This is a genomic window from Marinobacter maritimus (assembly GCF_007671675.1).
GTDB lineage: Bacteria > Pseudomonadota > Gammaproteobacteria > Pseudomonadales > Oleiphilaceae > Marinobacter > Marinobacter maritimus.
On record NZ_VCGW01000009.1, the window covers coordinates 58,492 to 80,279 of the forward strand.

Here is a 21,788-nt window from a genome sequence, read left to right on the forward strand (position 1 = left end):
TTTCAGAACGCTGGTGCGTAGTACTGTATGGCATCTGGCCACGAGAGCCAGATGTAGCATCCGCAGATGACCAGCCAGGTAAGTGTTGCAAAGATAGTTACGGTGTCTGGAGCGATAGGAACCCTGTCGAACCTGCTGAAGCTGGCTCTCGTTGCGCCGGTGACTGCCAACCCCAGTAATAACCCCCCTACAATATCGCTGAACCAGTGTACGCCCAGATAAAGCCGGCTGAGAGCTACCGGAATCAGTGGCAGCGAGAACACTATGTAGGTCTGCCAGCGCTTTCGATTGCGGGTCTCAGCAGCCACAAAACTGGCCAGCAGCGTAACAAACACGGTAATGCCTGTTGTATGGCCGCTGGGGAACGCACCGGATGATGGTGGGTTTACAACCTGAACCGGCCTATCAACGCCAAAGGCGGCCTTCAAGCCCCAGACCAATATAATGGTCAACGTGGCAGCCAGCAGAATGTGAGCGGCAGCAGCGTAGTGTCCCCGGAATGCCAGAGCCAGGCATGCCAGCACCGCTGCAGCACTGAGCAAAGGAGGGTCACCCAGAAGCGTGGCGACAAGAGCCGGCGCATCAAGCAACGGTTGGCGTAAGTCGCTGAACCACTGCATTGTCAGTTGATCGAAAGGCGCAATCACGTCCGTCATGGTTGCCAGCTGGCCCCAGAGTATAAACAGGGCAAGTGCGCCCAGGGCAAGCATTATCGAGGCCAGGGGAAACTCGCCATCTTGTGCAGGTCGCTCGTTGGTGTACAGGCGCCAGAAACGATGAGTGGATTCATACTGGGCCATTTGTCGCTGAAGCCAGAGATAAAGGCGGCTGTGGTCGCCTAGGCCAAGCTGGAATCGAAAAATAATCAGATAGATCAGAGCAAGTACGGCGATGCTGATAGCGGCAACCAGGTAAACGTGTGCAGGAGGCTTTATATCACTCGCCAACGCGCTGCCCACGAGAAACCCTGGCAGGATATAGACCGGTGCCCAGCCAACGGCTGACCCGATGTTGAATGCCAGGAAACGACGCCATGGCATCAGTAGCGCGCCGGCAATCAAGGGTATTACCGGGCGTACTGGCCCTACGAAGCGCCCGATAATAACGCTTTTTCCGCCGTGGCTCTGGAAGAAGCGCTCGCCTTTACGAATCAACCTGGGGTAACGGCTCAATGGCCACACGCTGGTCAGCCGCCCCTGGAGAAGCCTGCCGATCGCAAAGCTCACTGTGTCCCCGGCGATGGCGCCCAGCCCAGCCCAAGCCAGCACGGTTATCAGCGGCACCCCTATCTGGGCCGCCATGGCAGCGATGGTGAACAGAAGCGCCACGCCCGGCACAAGAATGCCCGCAATTGCCAGGGACTCAATAAATGCGGTGCCGAACAGCGCCAGTGATAACCACCCCGGATTCGCGCTCAGCCAAGCCGTCAGGTCCGTAAGCCAGCCGCCGCTCATGAACCGGTTGTCTCTCCCGGGGTGAACCAGGCCGAGTCCGCGCCCCGCCGACGGGCTTCAAGCATGGCTTGATGCGCACGGTTGCGCAGAGTATCAGTGCGCGTGTCGTTGCTGCCTCGGGTTGTGCAGCCGAGGCTTACCGTCGCCTTGCCGATCACCGGCCAGTGGTTTTCGGAAATGGTGCGCCTGATGCGTTCAGCAATCACGCGGACGCCTTCCTCGGGGGTGAAAGGCAAGATCAGGAAGAACTCCGAATCGTTCAGCGTGTAAAGCGTATCGCCGGCACGAATCACGCCAAACAGGTGCTGGGTCATATTGCAAAACAATCCCTGCATGCCCGGTTTGCCGTGCAGGTCGGCCGCCTCATCGGCATAATCGATGGTCAGGTCAATCACGGAAAGCGTGTGGCCGGTGGCAATTGCCCGACTGATTTCTTTTTGCAATGTCTCGTCGAGGAAGCGCGCGTTGTGCGCGCCTGTTACCGGATCGGTGATGGCCAGATCTTCGGCAGATTGTGCCATGTGATCGTAGTGCCATATATAAAGTGCCGCGACGGTCAGGACAATGAGGAGGCCACTGATGGCGGTGATAGCATCTGCAGAGGGTTGCTTGACGAGCAGCAAAATGGCCATGGGCGCAAGCAGAAGCAGCGACAGCATAAGCGCTTGCCGGAGCGGCAGAATCAGCAAGTTAAGCACCAGTAGCGGCATGGCCCAGTGGGAAATGCCAGAGCTGTTCATTGTCAGCACGGCCGCCAGAAGGCCGCTGTTCAGGCCGGAGAGAATGATCAGGTGGCCGGGCGCGGAAAGTTGGTGCCGACGACTCAGGAGCGTGTAAGCAACGCCCGCAAGCGTCAGGACGGCCATGCCGATAGCCAGGTAGAAAAGCTCGTAAAAACCGTAACGCAGGTTTTGCAGGGCCAATGTGAAAATAAACAGGGTGGCAAGGCTGTAGCCGACGCCGTGTGTCCAGGTTCTCAGCCGGGTTTCTGTCATGGCGCAGATCCTTCCGCGCGGGGCTGGATTGACGAGGTGGTTGGTGTCCAGGCGCTGTAAGCCTGAGTCCGGTTGCCCCCTTGTTGTTGCGCGCGCCGCAGTGCGTTGGCGGCGCTTTGCAGGAGGCTGTCGGCATCGTCGCCAATATTCAGTCCGGCGATACCGGTACTGATGGTCAGGTTCAAACCGTGTGCTTCGAGCAGGGTGCAAAGCCCTGTACGGATCGTTTCCGCCCGGGCGATGGCTTCATGGGTGGCTATACCCGGTAAAATAACCAGAAACTGCAGGTCCGCCGCCCGGTAATAGGTGTCGAAATCCCGGATCTGGGAGTGCAGAAAGCGGCCGATTCTGGGTAGGATCGAGCGGATATCCTCATCCGGGTCGTTGTCGCTGGCGTGCGCGTCGAGACCGATCATAATGATGGACATATCGGTTCCCTCGCGCTCGCTGCGCTGGATTTCCTTATGCAGGTCTGCGGAAAGATATTCGCGACTTGCGGCCTGAGTGAGTTCGTCAGTGCGCCTCAGGGGCGCCAACTGGCGGGCTTTGTATTCGCGTAGAAATATCAGTACGGCTGAAAGAAGAATGGTCAACAGAAACGCACTGATCATCTGGTGGCGGTCTGCAATACCTTCTGCCCAGTGAGCGGCGGCCAGCGCCAGAGTCACCATGAAAACGGTTACCAGGGTTGCGATTCCGCGGGGCACCAGAGCAAACGCTACCAGTACAAGTCCGTAAAGCCAGTGACTGAGAGCCCAGGGGCCCGTCCAGAAACTGGTCGTCAGCAGCAGTATCAGTGCTGCAAAAAACAGTTTTTGAATGGCCGGCCAAGGGCGGGCTCCGCGCCCGGGATGGAAGCTGCGATCGCTAATAATCACGCCTGCGACAGCTGCGGCACTGGCTGCGGTAAGCGGCTCACCAAACACCGCGCACAGGACGGCGACGACCAGAAAAAAGGCAAGGCTGGCGCGTGATAGCCGGTTCAGCAAAAATTTTTCGGCCGTTTGGGCCATGGTATTCGTCCTTTTTCGGGGTTCCCATTGTACCGCAGCGGTATAATATCTGTTTGGGGTGCGTACTTGAAACCGGAAAGGTAAAGTTAGCGTCTTAATCCTGAATTCTGATTGAACATACATAAGGTAAAGGGATGGATATTGCAGCCTATATGACCGAGGTCGGTCAGCAAGCCCGCGCAGCGGCAGCGCTTGTAGCCCGCTCTACGACAGCGACACGGAACCGCGCGCTGCTGGCCACCGCCGAAGCTCTGGATGCCGCCCGCAGTGAGCTGGCGGCGGCTAATGCCCAGGATCTTACCAGTGGGAAGGAAAGCGGATTGGATGCAGCCATGCTGGACCGGCTCGAACTGACGCCTGAGCGTGTTGATACGATGATCGAAGGGCTTCGTCAGGTAGCGTCTTTGCCCGACCCCATCGGTGCGATTACCGATATGACCTATCGCCCCTCCGGTATTCAGGTAGGAAAAATGCGCGTGCCCCTGGGGGTTATCGGCATTATCTATGAGTCCCGGCCCAATGTGACCGTCGAGGCTGCCAGCCTCTGCCTCAAGTCCGGCAACGCAACGATCCTGCGCGGTGGCTCCGAGTCTATTCATTCCAACCAGGCTATTGCCTTATGTCTGGCGCGAGGCCTGGCTGAAGCGGGCTTGCCGGAATCGGCCGTGCAGGTTATCAAGACTACCGACCGGGCGGCCGTCGGCGAACTGATTACCATGCCGGAATACGTGGATGTGATTGTGCCCAGAGGCGGTAAGGGCCTGATCGAACGAATCAGCCGGGACGCGCGGGTGCCCGTTATCAAGCACCTTGATGGCGTATGCCATGTGTATATCGACAGCCATGCCGATCCTGAAAAGGCATTGAGCGTTGCCGTGAATTCCAAAACTCACCGGTACGGCACCTGCAACACTATGGAAACCCTTCTGGTGGACAAGGAGATTGCGGCAGACATGCTGGTGCTGTTGGGGCCGGCTTTTATCGAAAAAGGTGTTGAGCTGCGTGGCTGTGAGCAAACCCGGGAAATACTCGCCGATATAAACGCTGCCACGGAAGCGGACTGGGAGGAAGAATACCTGGCGCCAGTGCTGGCTATTCGCGTGGTTGATGGGCTGGATGGAGCCATCGGGCACATCAATCGTTACAGTTCACAGCATACCGACAGCATCATCACGGAAAACTACACCCGAGCCAGGCGCTTTATTACCGAGGTTGATTCGAGCTCGGTCATGGTTAACGCATCGACCCGCTTTGCGGATGGGTTCGAGTATGGGCTCGGCGCTGAGATTGGTATCTCTACCGATAAAATACACGCCCGCGGGCCGGTCGGGCTTGAGGGGCTCACCTCGCAAAAATACGTAGTATTTGGCGATGGACACGTGCGGGCCTGATGGTGATGCATGTAATTTATGGCGGTACGTTTGATCCGGTGCACCATGGTCATCTGCGCCTCGCGCTGGAGGTTAGCGAACGGCTCGGAAACGTGCCGGTCAGTCTGGTGCCCTGCCATGTTCCACCTCACCGTGGAGAGACTGGAGCAACGGCTGAGCAACGGCTGCGTTTGCTGGAGCTGGCGATTGCCGGAGAAGCTCGCCTGCGCATTGATGATCGTGAGCTGCGCCGTGAAGGCGCGTCTTATACAGCGGATACGCTGCGCCAACTGCGCAGCGAGCTGGGTGCGGGTGTGCCTCTGGTGATGGTGGTAGGTACGGACGCGTTTGCTGGTTTTGACCGCTGGAAGGAATGGCGGCAAATTCCCGGCCTCGCCCATATAATTGTTGTGCGTCGCCCTGGTACCGCGCTGGATCCGCAAGGCGAGCCTGCGCGCCTGGTGGAAGAACGTGGAATTGAGCATGAAACAGACGGAGCCACTGCCCTTTCTGGCCAGGCTTCAGGCCTTATTCTTGAGCTGGACCCGCCCTGGCTTGATATCTCCGCAACCGGCATTCGCGAGCGCATTGGCGGCGGGCGGTCGCCTCGTTACCTGATGCCCGATGCGGTCTTGGCGGAGATTCAGCGTATGGGGCTTTATGGGCATGCCCTGTGACGAACTTTTAGTGTTACAATCGCGTTCGAATATGACTTTTCGGGTGGCCATTCCGGCCGGCACCCGGACAACAGGGTAATTATGCAGGCAGAGCAACTCAAAGATCTGATAGTGAACGCACTTGAAGATGTAAAAGCAAAGGACATCAGTGTTATTGATGTGCGCGATCGTACCAGCGTTACCGACTTCATGGTTCTGGCATCCGGAACATCCAGTCGGCACGTAAAATCCCTTGCCGATTCTGTTGTGGTTGACGCAAAAGAGCAGGGTGTTCGTGTCGGCAATGTGGAAGGCGGTGGTGGCAGCGACTGGATTCTTGTGGACATGGGAGACGTTGTTGTTCATGTAATGTTGCCTGCTGCCCGTGAGTTTTACGATCTGGAGCGCTTCTGGCGCGATGCACCGGATGTCGGTGCTGCGGGCAGCGAGTAACCGTGCGGTTGCGTTTGATCTGTGTGGGGCAAAAAATGCCCGACTGGGTCAGTAAAGGCTACGACGATTATGCGCGTCGTATGCCTCCGGAAATGCCTCTTGATCTGGTAGAAATTGCCATGCCTCATCGTGGTAAAAATCCTGACATCGCGAGGCTCATGCAGCGTGAAAGCGAGGCAGTGCTGTCCGCTGCCGGGCCCAGAGACAGAGTTGTCGCGCTGGAGGTTAATGGTCGTCCCTGGTCTACTGAAAAACTGGCCAGTCAGCTCGAAAGCTGGCAGCAGGATGGTCGTGACGTGAGTTTCCTCGTAGGCGGGCCAGACGGTCTGGCCGAACCCTGCCGCCAGCGCGCGGATCAGCAGTGGTCGCTTTCTCCTCTTACCTTGCCCCATCCTCTGGTGCGTATCCTGTTGGCGGAACAGCTTTACAGGGCCTGGTCGATTACCCGCAACCACCCGTACCACCGGGCCTAGGAACCATCCATGCCGTGGGGTGAATTCAAGGACACTGCCGCCGAGCGCAGGCTATTCCAGCGCCGCGCTGTCGTCATGCTGGTGATTGTGTTTCTGCTTATGGCAGGGCTAATCGCGCGGATGTACCAGCTTCAGGTTGTAGAGCACGATATTTACACCACTCTTTCCGATAAAAACCGGGTTCAGGTTCAGTCTGTGCCGCCTCCGCGCGGGCTGGTTTACGACCGGAATCAGGTGTTGCTGGCGGAAAATCGCCCGGTGTTCAGCGTTACCGTGGTGCCGGAGCGGGTTGGCGGCATGGATGCGACACTGGAACAACTGGTCAGAATTCTCGATGTTTCCGAAGAAGATCTGGAGCGTTTCCAGCGCCGCCTTCGCGAGCCCCGGCGGCCGTTTCAGGAGATTCCGCTGCGCTACGATCTGACTGAAGACGAGATTGCCCGTTTGGCCGTTCACCGGCACGAATTGCCCGGCGTGGAAGTGGAAGCAGAACTGGTCCGGTATTATCCCCACAGCGAGCTGACAGCGCACGCGCTGGGGTTTGTTGGCCGCATTAACCGTGATGAGTTGCAGCGGATCGATCCAACCAACTACGCGGGTACCAACTACATCGGTAAATCCGGTGTCGAACGGTTTTATGAGGGGTTGCTGCATGGAAAGGTCGGTTACCAACACGTAGAAACCAACGCCCGAGGCCGTACCCTGAGGGTTCTGGAGCGGGAAAACCCGGTGCCGGGCGAAGATCTGAAGCTGCACATCGACTTGCGATTGCAGAATCGGGCGCACGAGCTACTCGACGGCCGCCGGGGAGCCATTGTCGCTATTGAGCCCGCAACAGGCGGAATACTTGCTCTTGCGAGCGTTCCCGGTTTTGACGCCAATAAATTTGTGACTGGCATCAGCGTGCCGGACTACCGCGAGTTAAGTGAGAGCAAAGACAAGCCTCTTTTCAACCGGGCCCTGCGGGGACAGTATCCTCCGGGCTCCACGCTCAAACCCATGCTGGCCATTGCGGCGCTCGATAGTGGTGCTGTAACAAGGGACCACACCATATGGGACCCGGGCCACTTTCAAATTAACTCTGCGGGTCGTCGTTGGAGAGACTGGAAGCGAGGAGGGCACGGCTGGGTTGATCTGACCTATGCAATGGCTCAGTCCTGTGACGTCTATTTCTATGAAGCGGCAGTGGAAATGGGCGTGGATACCATGGTCAACTATTTGGCTCACTTCGGGTTTGGCGAAGATGCAACCCTCGATGTATCCGGAGCCTTGAGTGGCCTTTTGCCGTCTCCGGACTGGAAGAGGGCAACGCGGAACGAGCCCTGGTACCCCGGCGACACCGTTAATCTCGGGATCGGTCAGGGTTTTATGCTGTCTACGCCACTGCAGCTCGCCACGGCGACAGCGCTGATCGCCAATCGGGGAGAGTGGGTTGAGCCGCGACTGCTGAAAGATATTCTGGGAGACCGTGCGCCAGATGAGTTTTTACCGGAAGAAACTCACGAGCCCCTGAAGCTTAAAGATCCCAGCAACTGGGAGTTTATTGCAGATGCCATGGCCGAAGTGATGCACGGCGTGAAGGGCACCGCACGTGGCGCTGCCCGGGGCGCGTCTTATAGGATGGCCGGGAAAACCGGCACGGCCCAGGTGTTCAGCCTTGCAGAAGATGAAGAATACGATGCCGAAGAGGTTCGGGAGCGGTTACGCGACCATGCCCTGTTTGTTGGCTTTGCGCCGTTGGAGAATCCGCAGATCGCCGTTGCGGTGATTGTCGAGAACGGAGGCGGCGGCAGCAGTACCGCAGCGCCTGTTGCCCGGGCTCTTTTCGATGCCTGGTTACTGGAGTTTTCTGCGACTGGCGACGGCGCGCTGGTTAGCAAAACCGATGTTGAGAATGAGGCACGTTGATGGCCACCCGGGAAGTATTCAGTTCAACTGCCAGCAACCCTCTGGGTCGTCCGAGAGGACTGTGGTCGGCCCTGCATCTGGATCCTATTCTGCTTTTCCTGCTTCTCGCGCTGGTCTCTGCAGGGTTGTTTGTGCTTTACAGCGGCGCAGACCGCAATCTTGATGTGGTTAAGGCACAAGGTTTGCGTTTCGGTGTTGCCTTCATGGTGATGCTGGTTTTCGCCCAGCTCGACCCCTCTGTATTCCGGCGCTGGGCGCCCTGGCTGTATGGTCTGGGCCTGCTCGGTTTGATCGCTGTATTGTTTGTTGGTGTGGGCGCTAAAGGTGCGCAGCGCTGGTTGGCGCTGCCCGGGCTGCCACGGTTTCAGCCGTCAGAGTTTATGAAACTCGCCGTGCCCATGATGGCTGCCTGGTATCTGTCGCGGCATTTTTTGCCCCCGAGGCTCTCCCGCATCGGTATGGGGCTGGCGATTGTGCTGCTCCCTATGGTCCTGATTGTGAAACAGCCGGATCTCGGAACCTCGCTTCTGGTGGGTATGGCCGGATTGTTCGTCGTGTTTTTTGCGGGCATGAGCTGGAAGCTGATCAGCGCATTTTTTGTGATGGTTTCCGTCGCTGCGCCGGTAATGTGGTTTTTCGGAATGCGGGACTATCAAAAGCAACGTGTGCTGACGCTGCTCGACCCTCAGAGTGATCCATTGGGTGCTGGCTGGAACATTATCCAGTCCAAAACCGCCATTGGTTCAGGCGGCTTCGATGGCAAGGGGTGGCTTCAGGGTACCCAGTCGCATCTTGAGTTTCTTCCTGAAAGCCACACGGATTTCATTGTGGCGGTGTTGGCGGAAGAGTTCGGTTTTATCGGTGTTCTGGTGCTGCTCAGCGTGTACTTTCTGATTATTCTTCGGTGTCTCTTTATTGCGGCCACCGCTCAGGATTCATTCAGCAGGCTGGTAGCCGGCGCACTGACCATGACTTTTTTCATCTATGTGTTTGTAAACGTCGGCATGGTGAGTGGTTTGCTTCCGGTAGTCGGGGTGCCTTTGCCGCTGGTTTCCTACGGCGGAACCTCAACCGTCACGCTGATGGCGGCGTTTGGCATACTGATGTCAATACACACCCATCGAAGGATGATCACGGCCTGATGTCAGGCCGGTAATGGTGATACGTGCAGGGAACCCGTTACAATGGCACGTGTCGCGATGTTTCATGTGTCTGGCGGCACGTATATCAGAGGGCGTCCCGACAGTGATATCAAACTACTTACATTTATGGCTGATGGTTTCGGCAGCCTTGGCACTGGCTGGTTGTGCGTCGTCTCCGACATCAGCGCCAGCCGGAACCGACCATTCATCGCGCTATTCGATCACTCAGGACAGGGCACCTTCAGGAAACTTTGATGCCTCAGGGCTGTCAGATGCCGTACCTGTTTATCAGAAGCCTGTCAGAGCCGGAAACATGTCGTCTTATACAGTATGGGGTAAGCAATACTCTGTCATGGACAGCAATGACGGCTACGTTGCCCGTGGTACAGCGAGTTGGTACGGCGAGAAGTTTCACGGGCACAAAACATCCAACGGTGAAACGTTCGACATGTATCAGATGTCGGCAGCACACAAGTCGCTCAGAATTCCCGGATACGCAAGAGTGACCAATCTGGATAATGGCCGTACAGTGATCGTTCGGGTCAACGACCGGGGGCCGTTTCACGGAGACCGGTTGATTGATTTGTCCTACGCGGCTGCCAAGAAACTGGGCTATCAGTCGCGCGGAACCGCCCGGGTAGAGGTGGCATCGATTACCGTCAAGCCGGATGGCAGCATGTTCATGGCAGGGCAGCCTTTCGCACTCGATGGGCAGCAGACTGTGCAGTCTGCTGCTGGGGGTGCTGTCGCCATAAACGATGGACAGGATGCCAACAGCGGCTTGTTTGTTCAGCTGGGTTCGTTCAGCAGTCGTGACCCCGCAGAAAAACTGCAGGTACGCGCCAGTAGCCTACTCGACAATCCCGTTCGAGTGCGTTCCGTAGATACGGCTTCCGGGCGCTTCCATCGAGTACAGGTTGGCCCGTTTCAGGATGAAGGCAGTGCGCGCAAGACCCAGAGGCTGCTGGATACAAAAGGGTTTTCGCAGTCAATTGTACTGACCGATTCTCACTGAGCGTCAGGCCACACATAAAAACACACTTAACGACGAATGAATGGACCCATGGCACTAAAATCAGTTTTTCGTTCTCTTTCCTTTATCTCAGCGTCTCTCGCGTTTGTGTTGATGCTTTCAGTATCAACCAAGGCCATGTCCCAGACAGTGCTGATTCCGTCTCCTCCGCAGATCGCTGGTAGCTCTTACGTGCTCATGGACCCGAAAAGTGGTCGTATTATTATGGAGCAGAACAGCAACGAGCGGCTGCCACCGGCAAGTCTGACCAAAATGATGACGGCTTACATTGTCGAGCGTGAGCTGGACGAGGGTCGGATCAATATGTCCGACATGGTCCCCATCAGCGTTAAAGCCTGGAAAACAGAAGGGTCTCGAACGTTCGTTAAAGAGGGCACCAGCGTATCCGTAGAGGATCTCCTCAAAGGCGTTATCATCCAGTCCGGTAATGATGCTTCAGTTGCTCTGGCGGAGTTTGTTGCCGGCAGTGAGGGGGCGTTCGTTGATATCATGAACCAGCAGGCTCAGTTGTTGGGTATGAAGGACTCCCACTTCGAGAATGCTACAGGCCTACCTGCTCCTGATCACTTCTCCACCGCGTATGATCTGGCCGTTCTGGCCCGTGCAATCATTAATGATTACCCGGAAAACTATCCGATCTACGCGGAGAAGCATTTTACTTACAACAACATTCGGCAGCCTAACCGCAACAGCTTGCTGTGGCGCGATGACAGTGTTGATGGCCTGAAAACCGGCCATACGGAAGAAGCCGGGTATTGCCTTGTAGCATCAGCGAAACGCAACGATACGCGCTTCATTGCCACGGTTATGGGCACCAGCAGTTCACAGTCCCGGTCCCAGGAAATTCAGAAAATGCTGAACTACGGCTTCCGCTACTTCGAGAGCGAGCGGTTGTTCCGCGCCGGGCAGGAGCTGATAGAAGCCAAGGTATGGGGTGGTCAGTCAGATCAGCTCTCTGTCGGCATGCTTGAAGACGCTTTTGTGACCATTCCTCGCGGATCCCGCGACAGCCTGCAGTCCACCATAGATCTTGATTCGGTCATCAAGGCGCCGGTTAAGGCTGGTGATGAGTTGGGGCGCGTGAAAGTGTCGTTTAACGGTGAGGTGTTGATAGATCAGCCCGTACTGGCACTCACGGATGTCCCCGAAGGCGGTCTGTTCAAACGCATCTGGGATGCTATCAAGCTGTTTTTTATTCAGTTATTTTAGTGAGGGCGAACGGGCCCGGGAGTGAAGCGGCATGAGTGAGCCGAAAGCACCAAAAATTGAGTTTCCCTGCGACTACGCCATCAAGGTGATCGGTGATTCTGCGCCGGATTTCAAGGAGATTGTTCTGGAAATTATTGAGCAGCATGCGCCAGGAGTCCGTGAAGCCGACGTTATGGTTAAAGACAGCAGCAAGGGGCGGTTTTGCTCAATCCGGTTGACCATCGCGGCCACCGGCGAGCCGCAATTAAAAGCCTTGTTCGAAGACCTCAAGGCCAGTGGCCGCGTGCACATGGTGTTGTAAGCCTGATGCCTGAGCTGATTGTCAGATCACTGGGGCAACAGCCCTATCTGGAAACCTGGGAGGCGATGAAGAGCTTCACAGCGGACAGAGGCGACGGCACAAATGATGAGCTCTGGTGTCTTGAACATCCGCGCGTGTATACACAGGGCCAGGCGGGCAAAGCCGAGCATATTCTGGCGCCCGGTGACATTCCGGTTATTCCGGTTGACCGGGGCGGGCAGGTTACTTACCACGGCCCGGGTCAGCTGGTGGTTTATCTGATGATCAACCTTTCACGCCGGAAGATGGGGGTGAGGGCACTGGTGGATGTTATTGAGCAGGCTCTTGTGCGCACGCTGGCCGAGCTCGGCATTTCCGCCGAACCTCGGCCAGACGCACCGGGCGTATACGTCAGGGACGCGAAAATCGCGTCCCTCGGGCTTCGGGTACGGCGTGGTTGCTCTTTTCATGGGCTGGCGCTGAACGTCCATATGGATATGGAACCCTTTCGAAGAATCAATCCCTGTGGCTATGCCGGCTTGGCCATGTGTCAGGTCAGCGACTTTGTCGCCACAGCGTCCATTGGGGATATTGAGAAGCGCCTGGCGGCCCAGCTGGTGGTGGGCCTGGGCGATATGACAGTGCGTTATCGTGAGGGCTGGGAGAGTTAATCAGACGCGTCGTTCTGATGCGCGCAAACACGGTTGCGCCCGAGAGTTTTGGAACGATACAGGGCTTCATCTGAACGCTGAAGGAGCTTGTCGACAGATTCTGACCCCCTGATACTCGCAATGCCGATGCTTGCGGTGCAGTAGACAGACTTCTCCCCGACCATCACGGACTTTTCGGCGATGGCCTTACGAATCCGGTTTGCGATGTGTACCGCCTCATCTGCTGCGGTTTCCGGAAGCAGTATCAGATACTCCTCACCGCCCCAGCGGGCGATCGTGTCCACTTTCCGGCACTGATCCCTGAGTGACCGGGCAACCAACACAATTATGTCATCACCAACATGGTGTCCATAACTGTCGTTGATACTCTTGAACAGATCGATGTCGGCCAGTAGCACGGCGAACGGTCGGCCATTGCGCAGATAACGCTCATATTCTGCATCCAGTTGCACCAAAGCTTCGCGGCGGTTTGCCAGCCCGGTGAGCGCATCATGCTTGGCGGCGTATTCGAACTTTGCTGCCAACGCCAGTAGGCCCAACTTGCTGCGTCGCCGGCTCCGGTCAAGGATGTAGCAGGTGATCATTTCAAAGGCCAACGCTGCGGTCATGGTCAAACGGAAACTGGCGCTGTAAGGCAGGTTCAGCAGCTGCTCTGCCAACGGGCTGAACAGCAGCGCGACTCCTGCAAACCCCATGAGACAAGTGGCAATCCCAACCCGTGCCTCGCTGATATAAAAGACGATAGGCGGGTAGGCAAAGAGCCAGATAATCGCAAAACCGCCTTCCACGGCGTGAACGGCGAGGTAGGTAAAGAGTGTGGTTATTAGTGTTATGAAACACCGGCGGTGAAACGTTTTATGCCGGAAGAGGGCGTAGTTCAGCGTATTGGCCGCCAGCAACGTCGCAAAAAGAGTGAGCAGGGCTGGTGTGAGCTGATCGCCTTGGGCGAGTGAGCGCCAGGCGAAAAATGCCAGTAGTGGCACGGCAGCAATGCTCAGCCAATTGATCAGTACCGGGATGGGTATTTCGCCCGTAACCCGAAACTGCGATTGCTCTTTAGCCGGAATATCAGGTGCAGTGTTCGACATAGGTTGAACGGGTTCTTTTGATAAAAATCAGGGCATTTCTGGATGTGTGGAACAGATATAAACTGGCTGTGGTGAATAAGCAATGGCCGTGAATCCGGTAAATACCGGTCGAATCGGGTAGGTCAGCTGGTTACAGTATCCGTATAATGTCTTGAACCACTCAATGTTGTTACGTTAAAAGGGATCAAGTCAGCGATTTGTCCAGGCTGGTTAAATTCTCCGATTCAGACAGGTCATACATGTCATCCAGACGCTCAGGTAAATCAGTCGCCCGCATCAAGACCGGCAGCTTCGAACGCCGGCTGAGCCTGACTCGCGCAGGGCTCTTTGCCGGAACACGAATGGCTTCGCACATGGCCACTAACTGGTTCAGTAGCAAGGAAACCCGGGATGAACGCCACCGTGCCATGCTCTCCAAACATGCCCGTTTACTGGTAGATGAGTTGGGCCAGCTGAAAGGTAGTGTGGTCAAAATCGGCCAGGTAATGGCGCTTTACGGTGAGCATTTCCTGCCTGAAGAAGTCACCGAGGCGTTGCATACCCTGGAAGACCAGACAACGTCCCTTGAGTGGCCTGCCATAGAGCGTGTGCTCAAAGCAGAGTTGGGCAGCGAGCAACTTGCAGAGCTTGATATAGATATTGAGCCGATCGGCGCAGCGTCCCTTGGGCAGGTGCACCGTGCTGTGCGGCGGTGCGATGGCCTGGAGCTTGTGCTCAAGGTCCAGTACCCCGGTGTTGCGGATGCTGTAGACAGCGATCTGAATGCCGTGGCGCAATTGCTCAGAGTGGCGCGGTTAGTGAGTTTTGGACCGGAGTTTGAAGACTGGCTGGAAGAAGTCAGGCAGATGATGCACAGGGAGGTCGATTACCGCCTCGAGGCGCGCACCACGGAGAAGTTTCGTCAGATGCTCGAGGAGGATCCGCGTTTCGTGGTTCCCCGGGTGCTGCCGGAGTATTCTTCTGCTCAGGTTATCGCCTCCACCTACGAACATGGCCACTCGGTCAATTCCAATCTGGTACGTGATCTGTCGCTTGAGCGCCGCAGCGAACTGGGCAAGGCGGCTCTGGAGCTGTTTTTCAGGGAGTTGTTCGTTTGGGGTGAGATCCAGACAGACCCCAATTTCGGAAACTATCGTATTCGCATTGCCGGAGAAGACGGCAAAGGTGTGGAGCACGATCGCATCGTGTTGCTGGACTTTGGCGCAGTGCAGACCTACTCAAGAGAGTTTCTTGACCCGGTAATCCAGATGATTCGGGCCTCCTACGAAAATGATCTTGATGCCGTGATCGACGGAGGAGTTAAGCTGCGCTTTATGAGCACAGACTGGCCGAAGGAGGTGCTGGAAACGTTTGGGCAGGTATGTATGTCTGTTCTGGAGCCCTTGTCCAGCGATCACGAAAGCTGGCCAGACTACGCTGTAAACAGTGAAGGCCAGTACCGATGGAAGCAAAGTGATCTGCCATCAAGAGTTGCCCGGCAGGCGGCTCGGTCAGCCATAAGCCGCTACTTCCGGGTGCCGCCCAGTGAATTTGTATTTCTCAATCGCAAACTGATTGGGGTTTACACCTTTATTGCCGTGCTTTACTCAGAGTTCAACGGTGAACCCTTGCTGCGCAAATACCTTTACGGCGAGGGTGATGATACGCCCGATGCTTCAGCGACCAGCCAGATTACAAAGGCATAGCGCAGCCCTTTGCCGATACCCACGAGCACAATGAAGTTCAGCCAGGGCACGCGCATAATGCCGCCGACCAGTGTCAGCGCGTCGCCGCCCAGAGGTAGCCAGCCGAGAAGCAAAGACCACTGGCCGTAGCGGTTGAAGCTGTTCCTGGCTTTATGCAGCTGTGTCTCATTCAGGGGAAACCAGCGTTTGTGTTTGAACCGGTCTACTTGCCGGCCAATAACGCCGTTCACCACAGACCCCAGAGTGTTGCCAAGCGTAGCCCAGAACCACAGCCACAAAAGAGGGTATCCCTGAACAACCAGCGTGCCTGTAAGTATTTCCGAATACGCCGGTAGCAGCGTGGCTGCGGCAAAAGAAGTCAGAAACAGTGTCAGGTAGACCACGAAGTTCTCCTTGCGGTGGTGGGTGCTTGTTCCTTCCGGTGAGCGAAAGCGCTCTACGTATGACCCTGTACTATGGCGGCCATTCAAAGCATCAATTTTTAAAATTCAACAAACATGTCATCATGATTCAAAGACTTTTAACACCCCTTTTCACACCCCGGTAATCGCTCCGGGTTTACTATTCGGGAGGATTTATGGAGCAGGTAACGATTTACGGCCGTTCAAGTTGCGGGTTTTGTGTGCGGGCAAGGAGCCTGTGTGAATCTCGCAGCATGCCGTATACCTGGGTCGATATGATCGAACATGATATGACGAAGGCAGACATTGCCGACAAGATTGGTCGTCCGGTCCATACCGTTCCCCAAATTCTTGTGGGTGACAGGTACATTGGCGGTTATGACGAGTTTTCGGCTTACGTGCGGGCACTCGAAGCGGGAAAAGCTCATTGAGTCACGCTTTGGAGATGAAAAAAGGCCCTGCAAAAAACTGCAGGGCCTTTTTTTGACGCCCAAAATACATCGGGTTAGTCAGAGTGCTGCTCAGAACTGAAAGTCGGTTTTCAGTTTCTTTTCCGTCAAGGTATTTTTCAGCTTCGCAACCCGGGGCAAACCATTGTCAAACGGAGGGAAGCTCTCACCGGAAATCAGTGGCTCAAGATAATCCCGGCAGTCTTTCGTAATACCGAAGCCATCATCAGTAATGTAATGGATCGGCATTTTCTTTTCCTGGTTGGCTACTTCACTGAGGGGGGCCTCGCCAATTTTCCAGATGTAGGGCTTTGCCTGTACGCGCACGATGGTGGGCATTACCGCCTGCTTGTCAGCCAAGGCCATTTCTACGGCGGCCTTGCCAACGGCGTAAGCCTGCTCAACGTCGGTTGCAGAAGCGATGTGACGCGCGCTGCGCTGCAGGTAATCTGCTACCGCCCAGTGGTATTTGTGCCCGAGAGCCTGCTTGACCATGTTGGCCAGTGCTGGTGCCACGCCGCCCAACTGCGTGTGCCCAAAGGCATCTTTCGCGCCGGCATCTGCCAGAAAGCGGCCGTCTTCATACTGTGCGCCCTCAGAGGCGACCACTACGCAGTAGCCGTATTCCTTTACGCAGAACTCGACCCGCTCGAGAAACGCATCGCGGTTAAACGGTATCTCCGGGAACAAAATAATGTGAGGCGGCTCGCCTTCGCCCTGACCCGCAAGACCGCCTGAAGCAGCAATCCAGCCAGCGTGGCGGCCCATTACTTCAAGAATGAATACCTTGGTGGAGGTTTCACACATGGACTTTATATCCAGACTGGCTTCCAGAGTGGATGTGGCAATGTACTTGGCGACAGAGCCAAAACCCGGGCAGCAGTCTGTAAACGGCAGGTCGTTGTCTACGGTTTTGGGAACTCCGATACAGGTAATGGGATAGCCCATTTTCTCGCCGATCTGCGAAACCTTATAAGCGGTGTCCTGAGAATCACCGCCACCGTTATAGAAGAAATAGCCGATGTCGTGTGCGCGGAATACTTCAATAAGACGCTCGTATTCCCGGCGGTTTTCCGAGATGTTTTTCAGCTTGTGGCGGCAAGAGCCGAAAGCCCCGCCCGGAGTGTGGATCAGTTCCTGAATCGACTCATCGCTTTCGAGACTGGTATCAATCAGCTCTTCGTTCAGCGCGCCCAGAATGCCGTTGCGCCCGGCAAAGACTTTGCCAATTTTGTCCGGATGCTTGCGGGCGGTCTGAATAACCCCACAGGCACTGGCATTGATGACGGCGGTGACACCGCCAGACTGAGCGTAGAATGCGTTCTTGATGGCCATCTCGGGGTGGAGCCTCCTGCGGTTTCAATAATGGCGCAGATGATACGCCAAACGCTGACGATTTTCATGGCAAGAAATGCGGATGGCTTTGTTCTTGACGTCTTGACGGAGTGGGGTGGATACGGGAGGCTTGTCGGGTTTAAACGCAGAGGACGGTCGGCGAATGCATATTCATATTCTGGGGATTTGTGGCACGTTTATGGGCAGCCTGGCTGTTCTGGCAAGGGAGCTTGGCCATACGGTTACAGGCTCTGATCAGGGTGTCTATCCGCCCATGAGTACCCAGTTAGAGGCTCAAGGCATCAGCTTGATGGATGGTTTCCGCGCTGAGCATCTGGAGTCCAAGCCCGATCTGGTGCTGATTGGCAACGCCATGTCCAGAGGTAACCCAGAGGTAGAGGCGACGCTGAATCGCAACATAGATTACATGTCCGGACCCGAATGGCTGGCCCGGGAGGTGCTCAGGCATCGCTGGGTTATGGCTGTGGCGGGCACCCACGGTAAAACCACCACCACCGCCATGCTGCTCTGGATTCTGGATCAGGCAGGGCTTGCGCCGGGTTATCTGGTGGGTGGCGTGCCCAAAGATTTTTCGGTATCGGCCAGTCTGGGGAGCAGTGATTTTTTTGTTATAGAGGCCGACGAGTACGACAGCGCCTTTTTCGATAAACGCTCCAAGTTCATCCACTACCGCCCTCATACCCTGATTCTGAATAATCTTGAGTTTGATCACGCCGACATCTTTGACAACGTCGAAGCGATTGAGCGTCAGTTCCATCACCTGGTTCGTACGGTTCCGTCGCAGGGGTTGATAATCCGCCCGAGCCTGGATCCGCACCTGGATAAAGCCTTGGCTTTGGGGTGCTGGAGCCCTGTGCAGGAGATAGCCATTGGCAGCGAGGTAGCGGGTGCCGCAGACTGGCGTGCCGAACTTCTGTCTGAAGATGGCAGCCGGTTTATGGTTATCCATCATGAGCAACCAGTTGCTGCCGTGAAGTGGAGTCAGACTGGACTGCATAACGTTCGCAACGCTCTGGCAGCTATTGCGGCGGCAAGGCACGTGGGCGTAACCCCGGACCATGCGATAGCCGCGCTTTGCCGGTTCTCTGGTGTAAAGCGCCGTATGGAGTTGCTTGCGGATATCGGAGGGGTGCGTATCTACGACGATTTTGCCCACCACCCTACGGCGATAGCGACCACGCTGGACGGCTTGCGCAATCAGGTGGGGGAGGAGCCGATTATCGCCCTCATCGAACCCCGCTCCAACACTATGAAGCAGGGTGTTCATCAGCATACGTTACTGCCAAGTGCGGCTTTGGCAGACAGGGTTTATTGGGCCAATCTGAACAATATGGACTGGTTGCCGGAGCTGGTGTCAGCATGGCAATCGGATAATCCGGACTCCGGGCAACACAGTGTTGAGTCGACGGTAGAGGCGCTGACTGACAGGGTGATGGCCGGCCTGCCAAATCCCTGCCACATTGTAATCATGAGCAACGGCGGTTTTGGCGGCATTCACGGTAAGCTCGTCGCAGAACTTGAGCGTATCCATGGCTGATCCGGCACTCAGGAAACCATAAAGATGACGAATAATCAGTCGAAAGCGCGAACGGTCAATCTTGCATTCACCGGCGCCTCCGGTGCCCAGTATGGCCTGCGCCTTCTGCAGTGTCTGGTGGCTGCAGGCTGCCGGGTTAACGTAATGATCAGTAAGGCCGCGCAGATTGTCATTGCAACAGAAACCGACCTGAAGCTGCCGGGAACGCCGCCGGCCATGCAAAAAAACCTGTCTGAATACGCCTCCGCCGAGCCTGGCCAGGTGCTGGTGTTTGGCCGCGAAGACTGGTTTTCTCCGCCCGCTTCCGGGTCTGGCGAAAAAGCACCTCTGGTAGTTTGCCCTTGCAGTACCGGAACCCTCTCTGCGCTGGCAACGGGTGCCAGCAACAACCTGATCGAACGCGCCGGCGATGTGGCCCTTAAAGAACGGCGTCAGTTGATTCTGGTGCCCCGCGAAGCGCCATACTCCGAAGTGCATCTTGAAAACATGTTGAAGCTCACTCGCATGGGCGCTGTCATCATGCCGGCCAGTCCGGGGTTCTATCATCGACCGGAGTCGGTGCAGGATCTTGTGGACTTTATTGTGGCCCGTATTCTCGACCACCTGGATTTACCCCAGGATCTGATGCCCCGTTGGGGTGAGGTGCGGATCAGGTCCAAAGAGGGGCGCGACGATGGTTTTGGTCAGCACGATTGATGGTTTTCATCATTGAGCGAGTTGGCCTGCCGGCAGAGACTTGGTGAACGTTAATTACCACATTGTCCACCGACTGAGGTTCACCATGATTCCACGCACGCTCTTTGACGCTGACCTTGATGGCTTTCGGGATTCCGTTCGGAAATTCCTGGAACAAGAAGCCGCGCCTTACCATGAGCAGTGGGAGAAAGACGGACAGGTCAGCCGCGAATTGTGGCAAAAAGCGGGCGAGCTGGGCTTTTTGTGTCCGACTATGCCTGACGAGTACGGCGGCGTTGGCGCTGACTTCCGTTACAGCGCGGTTGTGATGGAGGAGATCTCGCGGGCCGGGCTTTCCGGTATCGGTTGGACTCTGCATTCCGATATTGTTGCTCCCTACATACTGAACTACGGCTCCGAAGAGCAGAAGCAAAAGTACCTGCCTAAAATGGCCTCTGGTGAGATCATCACCGCAATTGCCATGAGTGAGCCGGGTGCAGGCTCCGACCTTCAGGGTGTTAAAACCAACGCCATCAAAAACGACGATCACTATGTCCTGAACGGCTCCAAAACCTTTATTACCAACGGCCAGCTGGCAGATCTGGTGATTGTTGTCGCCAAAACTGATCCGAAAGAAGGTGCAAAAGGCATTAGCCTGTTGCTGGTTGAAACCGCCTGGGAAGGTTTTGAAAAAGGCCAGAATCTGAACAAGGTCGGCATGAAGGCTCAGGACACCTCCGAGCTGTTCTTCCAGGACGTCAAAGTGCCCGCAGGAAACCTGCTCGGCCCCATGGAAGGGCAGGGCTTTTTCCAACTGATGTCGGAACTGCCCGCCGAGCGCCTGCAGATCGGTCTCACGGCTATTGCCTCCGCAGAAGCCGCCTGGCAGTGGACGCTTGATTACGTCAAAGAGCGTAAGGCTTTCGGAAAGCCGGTGATCAAATTCCAGAACACCCGCTTCAAAATGGCTGAGATGAAGGCCGAAATCACCGCAGCCCGGGTGTTCACCGATCGTTGCCTGGAGCTGCACCTGGAGAAGAAGCTCGACATACCAACCGCCGCGATGCTGAAGCAGTATACGACGGACCTGCAGTGCCGGGTGATGGATGAGTGTGTGCAGTTGCACGGTGGTTACGGCTACATGTGGGAATACCCGATTGCCCGCGCCTGGGCAGACTCACGCGTTCAGCGCATCTACGGCGGAACCAACGAAATCATGAAAGAGATCGTTGCGCGCGCGTTTTAATCCGTACGCGGCAAGAGCCTCGGAGTCGGTCTCCGGGGCTTTCCTGTTACCAAACTTTACAAATTGCCAAGCCCATCAAGGTCTCCTTCAGCGACATCTCTTAAAGTAACGGTACAACCTCTAACAAGGATAAATGGTTGCCGTGATGAATCGCCTGATTTGCCTGCCCGTTTCCATTCTTTTTCTCACCATTGCCGGCTGCGGTAAGGAATCCGATGAGTTGCCTGTGGACGGGCGTAACTTCGACGGTGTGCAATACAGTGTTCCGGCGCCTTACACCGGCAAGGTGATAGACGGCTACCTTAAAAACGCCCGGGTATGGCTGGATATGGACGGCGACAGCCAATACACGCCAGGGCCCTTTGTATACGAGCTGGCGTCTGGCCGGAAGGTTACGCTGCCTTCCGGGGAGCCCACCGCCATGAGTGAAGTGGGAGGGCGGTTCTCGCTGGATACTGCCGAGTTGGCGCTGGATCCTGAAGTGGGGCCCAATATTGACCCGCGCAAATTCCCCCTGTTCGCCTTGGCGCTTCCGGGGAAAACCCTGGAGCAGACCCGCCGCGGCGAAGTTCGTGAATTTTACTAATTTCACCATCTTGTCATTTGTATACTAGAATACTGTTATAACGCGTTTTTTAGCGCCAATATGAGTCTTATATATAATGACAATCATCATTAACCCCACCACAATCTC

The 21,788-nt window shown here is 56.0% G+C and carries 22 protein-coding genes; 16 read left to right on the top strand and 6 right to left on the bottom strand.

Going from position 1 to position 21,788, the window contains the following annotated elements:
• Positions 1–2 precede the first annotated feature (2 nt).
• Genes FFI90_RS19770 through FFI90_RS19780 form a run of 3 tightly spaced genes read right to left on the bottom strand, consistent with a single transcriptional unit; the run spans position 3 to position 3,462 of the window.
• Entirely contained in the window at positions 3–1,454 is a 1,452-nt protein-coding gene (locus FFI90_RS19770; protein ID WP_144780482.1) for a bifunctional DedA family/phosphatase PAP2 family protein, read from the bottom strand.
• Complete coding sequence (locus tag FFI90_RS19775) at positions 1,451–2,449, bottom strand: GGDEF domain-containing protein (RefSeq protein ID WP_144780483.1); 999 nt, start codon at positions 2,447–2,449, stop codon at positions 1,451–1,453. The genes FFI90_RS19770 and FFI90_RS19775 overlap by 4 nt, the downstream gene beginning before the upstream one ends.
• On the bottom strand, positions 2,446–3,462 hold the full coding sequence (locus FFI90_RS19780; protein WP_144780484.1) for a GGDEF domain-containing protein: 1,017 nt from the start codon (positions 3,460–3,462) through the stop codon (positions 2,446–2,448). Before FFI90_RS19780 ends, FFI90_RS19775 begins: the two co-directional genes overlap by 4 nt.
• Before the next feature lie 134 nt (positions 3,463–3,596).
• Here FFI90_RS19780 and FFI90_RS19785 point away from each other — a divergent pair, with 134 nt between their 5' ends.
• From FFI90_RS19785 to lipB, 10 genes are all read left to right on the top strand, one after another.
• Complete coding sequence (locus FFI90_RS19785; RefSeq protein WP_144780485.1) at positions 3,597–4,853, top strand: glutamate-5-semialdehyde dehydrogenase; 1,257 nt, start codon at positions 3,597–3,599, stop codon at positions 4,851–4,853.
• Between the two features lie 5 nt (positions 4,854–4,858).
• Positions 4,859–5,509 carry a nicotinate-nucleotide adenylyltransferase gene (nadD, locus tag FFI90_RS19790; RefSeq protein WP_144780506.1) on the top strand — a complete coding sequence of 217 codons (651 nt, stop codon included), beginning with the start codon at positions 4,859–4,861 and terminating at the stop codon, positions 5,507–5,509.
• An 81-nt stretch (positions 5,510–5,590) separates the two neighbouring features.
• Complete coding sequence (gene rsfS / locus FFI90_RS19795; RefSeq protein WP_144780486.1) at positions 5,591–5,941, top strand: ribosome silencing factor; 351 nt, start codon at positions 5,591–5,593, stop codon at positions 5,939–5,941.
• A 2-nt stretch (positions 5,942–5,943) separates the two neighbouring features.
• Positions 5,944–6,414: a 23S rRNA (pseudouridine(1915)-N(3))-methyltransferase RlmH gene (gene rlmH, locus FFI90_RS19800; RefSeq protein WP_144780487.1), complete on the top strand. Its 471-nt coding sequence runs from the start codon at positions 5,944–5,946 to the stop codon at positions 6,412–6,414.
• Positions 6,415–6,423: 9 nt separating this feature from the next.
• On the top strand, positions 6,424–8,322 hold the full coding sequence (gene mrdA, locus FFI90_RS19805; RefSeq protein ID WP_144780488.1) for a penicillin-binding protein 2: 1,899 nt from the start codon (positions 6,424–6,426) through the stop codon (positions 8,320–8,322).
• Positions 8,322–9,464 carry a rod shape-determining protein RodA gene (gene rodA, locus FFI90_RS19810; RefSeq protein ID WP_144780489.1) on the top strand — a complete coding sequence of 381 codons (1,143 nt, stop codon included), beginning with the start codon at positions 8,322–8,324 and terminating at the stop codon, positions 9,462–9,464. The genes mrdA and rodA overlap by 1 nt, the downstream gene beginning before the upstream one ends.
• A 133-nt stretch (positions 9,465–9,597) precedes the next feature.
• Positions 9,598–10,479 (top strand): septal ring lytic transglycosylase RlpA family protein, encoded by an 882-nt coding sequence (locus FFI90_RS19815; protein WP_144780507.1) that lies wholly within the window; start codon positions 9,598–9,600, stop codon positions 10,477–10,479.
• 48 nt (positions 10,480–10,527) lie between these two features.
• Positions 10,528–11,706: a D-alanyl-D-alanine carboxypeptidase family protein gene (locus tag FFI90_RS19820; protein ID WP_144780490.1), complete on the top strand. Its 1,179-nt coding sequence runs from the start codon at positions 10,528–10,530 to the stop codon at positions 11,704–11,706.
• A gap of 31 nt (positions 11,707–11,737) precedes the next feature.
• Positions 11,738–12,007, top strand: coding sequence for an HP0495 family protein (locus FFI90_RS19825; protein WP_144780491.1), 270 nt, complete (start codon positions 11,738–11,740; stop codon positions 12,005–12,007).
• Positions 12,008–12,012: 5 nt separating this feature from the next.
• Positions 12,013–12,657 carry a lipoyl(octanoyl) transferase LipB gene (lipB, locus tag FFI90_RS19830; RefSeq protein ID WP_144780492.1) on the top strand — a complete coding sequence of 215 codons (645 nt, stop codon included), beginning with the start codon at positions 12,013–12,015 and terminating at the stop codon, positions 12,655–12,657.
• Here lipB and FFI90_RS19835 read toward each other — a convergent pair.
• Entirely contained in the window at positions 12,654–13,745 is a 1,092-nt protein-coding gene (locus tag FFI90_RS19835) for a GGDEF domain-containing protein (RefSeq protein WP_144780493.1), read from the bottom strand. The two genes, lipB and FFI90_RS19835, sit on opposite strands and share 4 nt — an antisense overlap.
• A 239-nt stretch (positions 13,746–13,984) precedes the next feature.
• Between FFI90_RS19835 and FFI90_RS19840 the strand changes: the two genes are divergently transcribed.
• Positions 13,985–15,430 carry an ABC1 kinase family protein gene (locus tag FFI90_RS19840; RefSeq protein WP_144780494.1) on the top strand — a complete coding sequence of 482 codons (1,446 nt, stop codon included), beginning with the start codon at positions 13,985–13,987 and terminating at the stop codon, positions 15,428–15,430.
• Here FFI90_RS19840 and FFI90_RS19845 read toward each other — a convergent pair.
• Positions 15,370–15,813: a YqaA family protein gene (locus FFI90_RS19845; RefSeq protein WP_144780495.1), complete on the bottom strand. Its 444-nt coding sequence runs from the start codon at positions 15,811–15,813 to the stop codon at positions 15,370–15,372. The two genes, FFI90_RS19840 and FFI90_RS19845, sit on opposite strands and share 61 nt — an antisense overlap.
• Before the next feature lie 194 nt (positions 15,814–16,007).
• Between FFI90_RS19845 and FFI90_RS19850 the strand changes: the two genes are divergently transcribed.
• A complete protein-coding gene (locus FFI90_RS19850; RefSeq protein WP_144780496.1) occupies positions 16,008–16,262 on the top strand; it encodes a GrxA family glutaredoxin in 255 nt (84 codons plus the stop codon).
• Between the two features lie 90 nt (positions 16,263–16,352).
• On the opposite strand, the gene FFI90_RS19855 is transcribed toward FFI90_RS19850, so the two are convergent.
• Positions 16,353–17,615: a 6-phosphofructokinase gene (locus FFI90_RS19855; RefSeq protein ID WP_144780497.1), complete on the bottom strand. Its 1,263-nt coding sequence runs from the start codon at positions 17,613–17,615 to the stop codon at positions 16,353–16,355.
• 163 nt (positions 17,616–17,778) lie between these two features.
• Here FFI90_RS19855 and mpl point away from each other — a divergent pair, with 163 nt between their 5' ends.
• From mpl to FFI90_RS19875, 4 genes are all read left to right on the top strand, one after another.
• Positions 17,779–19,173 carry a UDP-N-acetylmuramate:L-alanyl-gamma-D-glutamyl-meso-diaminopimelate ligase gene (mpl, locus tag FFI90_RS19860; protein WP_144780498.1) on the top strand — a complete coding sequence of 465 codons (1,395 nt, stop codon included), beginning with the start codon at positions 17,779–17,781 and terminating at the stop codon, positions 19,171–19,173.
• Positions 19,174–19,197: 24 nt separating this feature from the next.
• On the top strand, positions 19,198–19,869 hold the full coding sequence (locus FFI90_RS19865) for a flavin prenyltransferase UbiX (RefSeq protein ID WP_144780499.1): 672 nt from the start codon (positions 19,198–19,200) through the stop codon (positions 19,867–19,869).
• Positions 19,870–19,954: 85 nt separating this feature from the next.
• Positions 19,955–21,094 (top strand): acyl-CoA dehydrogenase family protein, encoded by a 1,140-nt coding sequence (locus FFI90_RS19870; protein ID WP_144780500.1) that lies wholly within the window; start codon positions 19,955–19,957, stop codon positions 21,092–21,094.
• Between the two features lie 142 nt (positions 21,095–21,236).
• Positions 21,237–21,680 carry a hypothetical protein gene (locus tag FFI90_RS19875; RefSeq protein ID WP_246123691.1) on the top strand — a complete coding sequence of 148 codons (444 nt, stop codon included), beginning with the start codon at positions 21,237–21,239 and terminating at the stop codon, positions 21,678–21,680.
• Positions 21,681–21,788 lie beyond the last annotated feature (108 nt).

Excerpts from the sequence above, each read along its gene's own strand:
- FFI90_RS19770 (WP_144780482.1), bottom strand. The coding sequence starts at position 1,454 with ATGAGCGGCGGCTGGCTTACGGACCTGACGGCTTGGCTGAGCGCGAAT.
- FFI90_RS19775 (WP_144780483.1), bottom strand. The coding sequence starts at position 2,449 with ATGACAGAAACCCGGCTGAGAACCTGGACACACGGCGTCGGCTACAGC.
- FFI90_RS19780 (WP_144780484.1), bottom strand. The coding sequence starts at position 3,462 with ATGGCCCAAACGGCCGAAAAATTTTTGCTGAACCGGCTATCACGCGCC.
- FFI90_RS19785 (WP_144780485.1), top strand. The coding sequence starts at position 3,597 with ATGGATATTGCAGCCTATATGACCGAGGTCGGTCAGCAAGCCCGCGCA.
- nadD (WP_144780506.1), top strand. The coding sequence starts at position 4,859 with ATGCATGTAATTTATGGCGGTACGTTTGATCCGGTGCACCATGGTCAT.
- rsfS (WP_144780486.1), top strand. The coding sequence starts at position 5,591 with ATGCAGGCAGAGCAACTCAAAGATCTGATAGTGAACGCACTTGAAGAT.
- mrdA (WP_144780488.1), top strand. The coding sequence starts at position 6,424 with ATGCCGTGGGGTGAATTCAAGGACACTGCCGCCGAGCGCAGGCTATTC.
- rodA (WP_144780489.1), top strand. The coding sequence starts at position 8,322 with ATGGCCACCCGGGAAGTATTCAGTTCAACTGCCAGCAACCCTCTGGGT.
- FFI90_RS19815 (WP_144780507.1), top strand. The coding sequence starts at position 9,598 with ATGGTTTCGGCAGCCTTGGCACTGGCTGGTTGTGCGTCGTCTCCGACA.
- FFI90_RS19820 (WP_144780490.1), top strand. The coding sequence starts at position 10,528 with ATGGCACTAAAATCAGTTTTTCGTTCTCTTTCCTTTATCTCAGCGTCT.
- FFI90_RS19825 (WP_144780491.1), top strand. The coding sequence starts at position 11,738 with ATGAGTGAGCCGAAAGCACCAAAAATTGAGTTTCCCTGCGACTACGCC.
- lipB (WP_144780492.1), top strand. The coding sequence starts at position 12,013 with ATGCCTGAGCTGATTGTCAGATCACTGGGGCAACAGCCCTATCTGGAA.
- FFI90_RS19835 (WP_144780493.1), bottom strand. The coding sequence starts at position 13,745 with ATGTCGAACACTGCACCTGATATTCCGGCTAAAGAGCAATCGCAGTTT.
- FFI90_RS19840 (WP_144780494.1), top strand. The coding sequence starts at position 13,985 with ATGTCATCCAGACGCTCAGGTAAATCAGTCGCCCGCATCAAGACCGGC.
- FFI90_RS19850 (WP_144780496.1), top strand. The coding sequence starts at position 16,008 with ATGGAGCAGGTAACGATTTACGGCCGTTCAAGTTGCGGGTTTTGTGTG.
- FFI90_RS19855 (WP_144780497.1), bottom strand. The coding sequence starts at position 17,615 with ATGGCCATCAAGAACGCATTCTACGCTCAGTCTGGCGGTGTCACCGCC.
- mpl (WP_144780498.1), top strand. The coding sequence starts at position 17,779 with ATGCATATTCATATTCTGGGGATTTGTGGCACGTTTATGGGCAGCCTG.
- FFI90_RS19865 (WP_144780499.1), top strand. The coding sequence starts at position 19,198 with ATGACGAATAATCAGTCGAAAGCGCGAACGGTCAATCTTGCATTCACC.
- FFI90_RS19870 (WP_144780500.1), top strand. The coding sequence starts at position 19,955 with ATGATTCCACGCACGCTCTTTGACGCTGACCTTGATGGCTTTCGGGAT.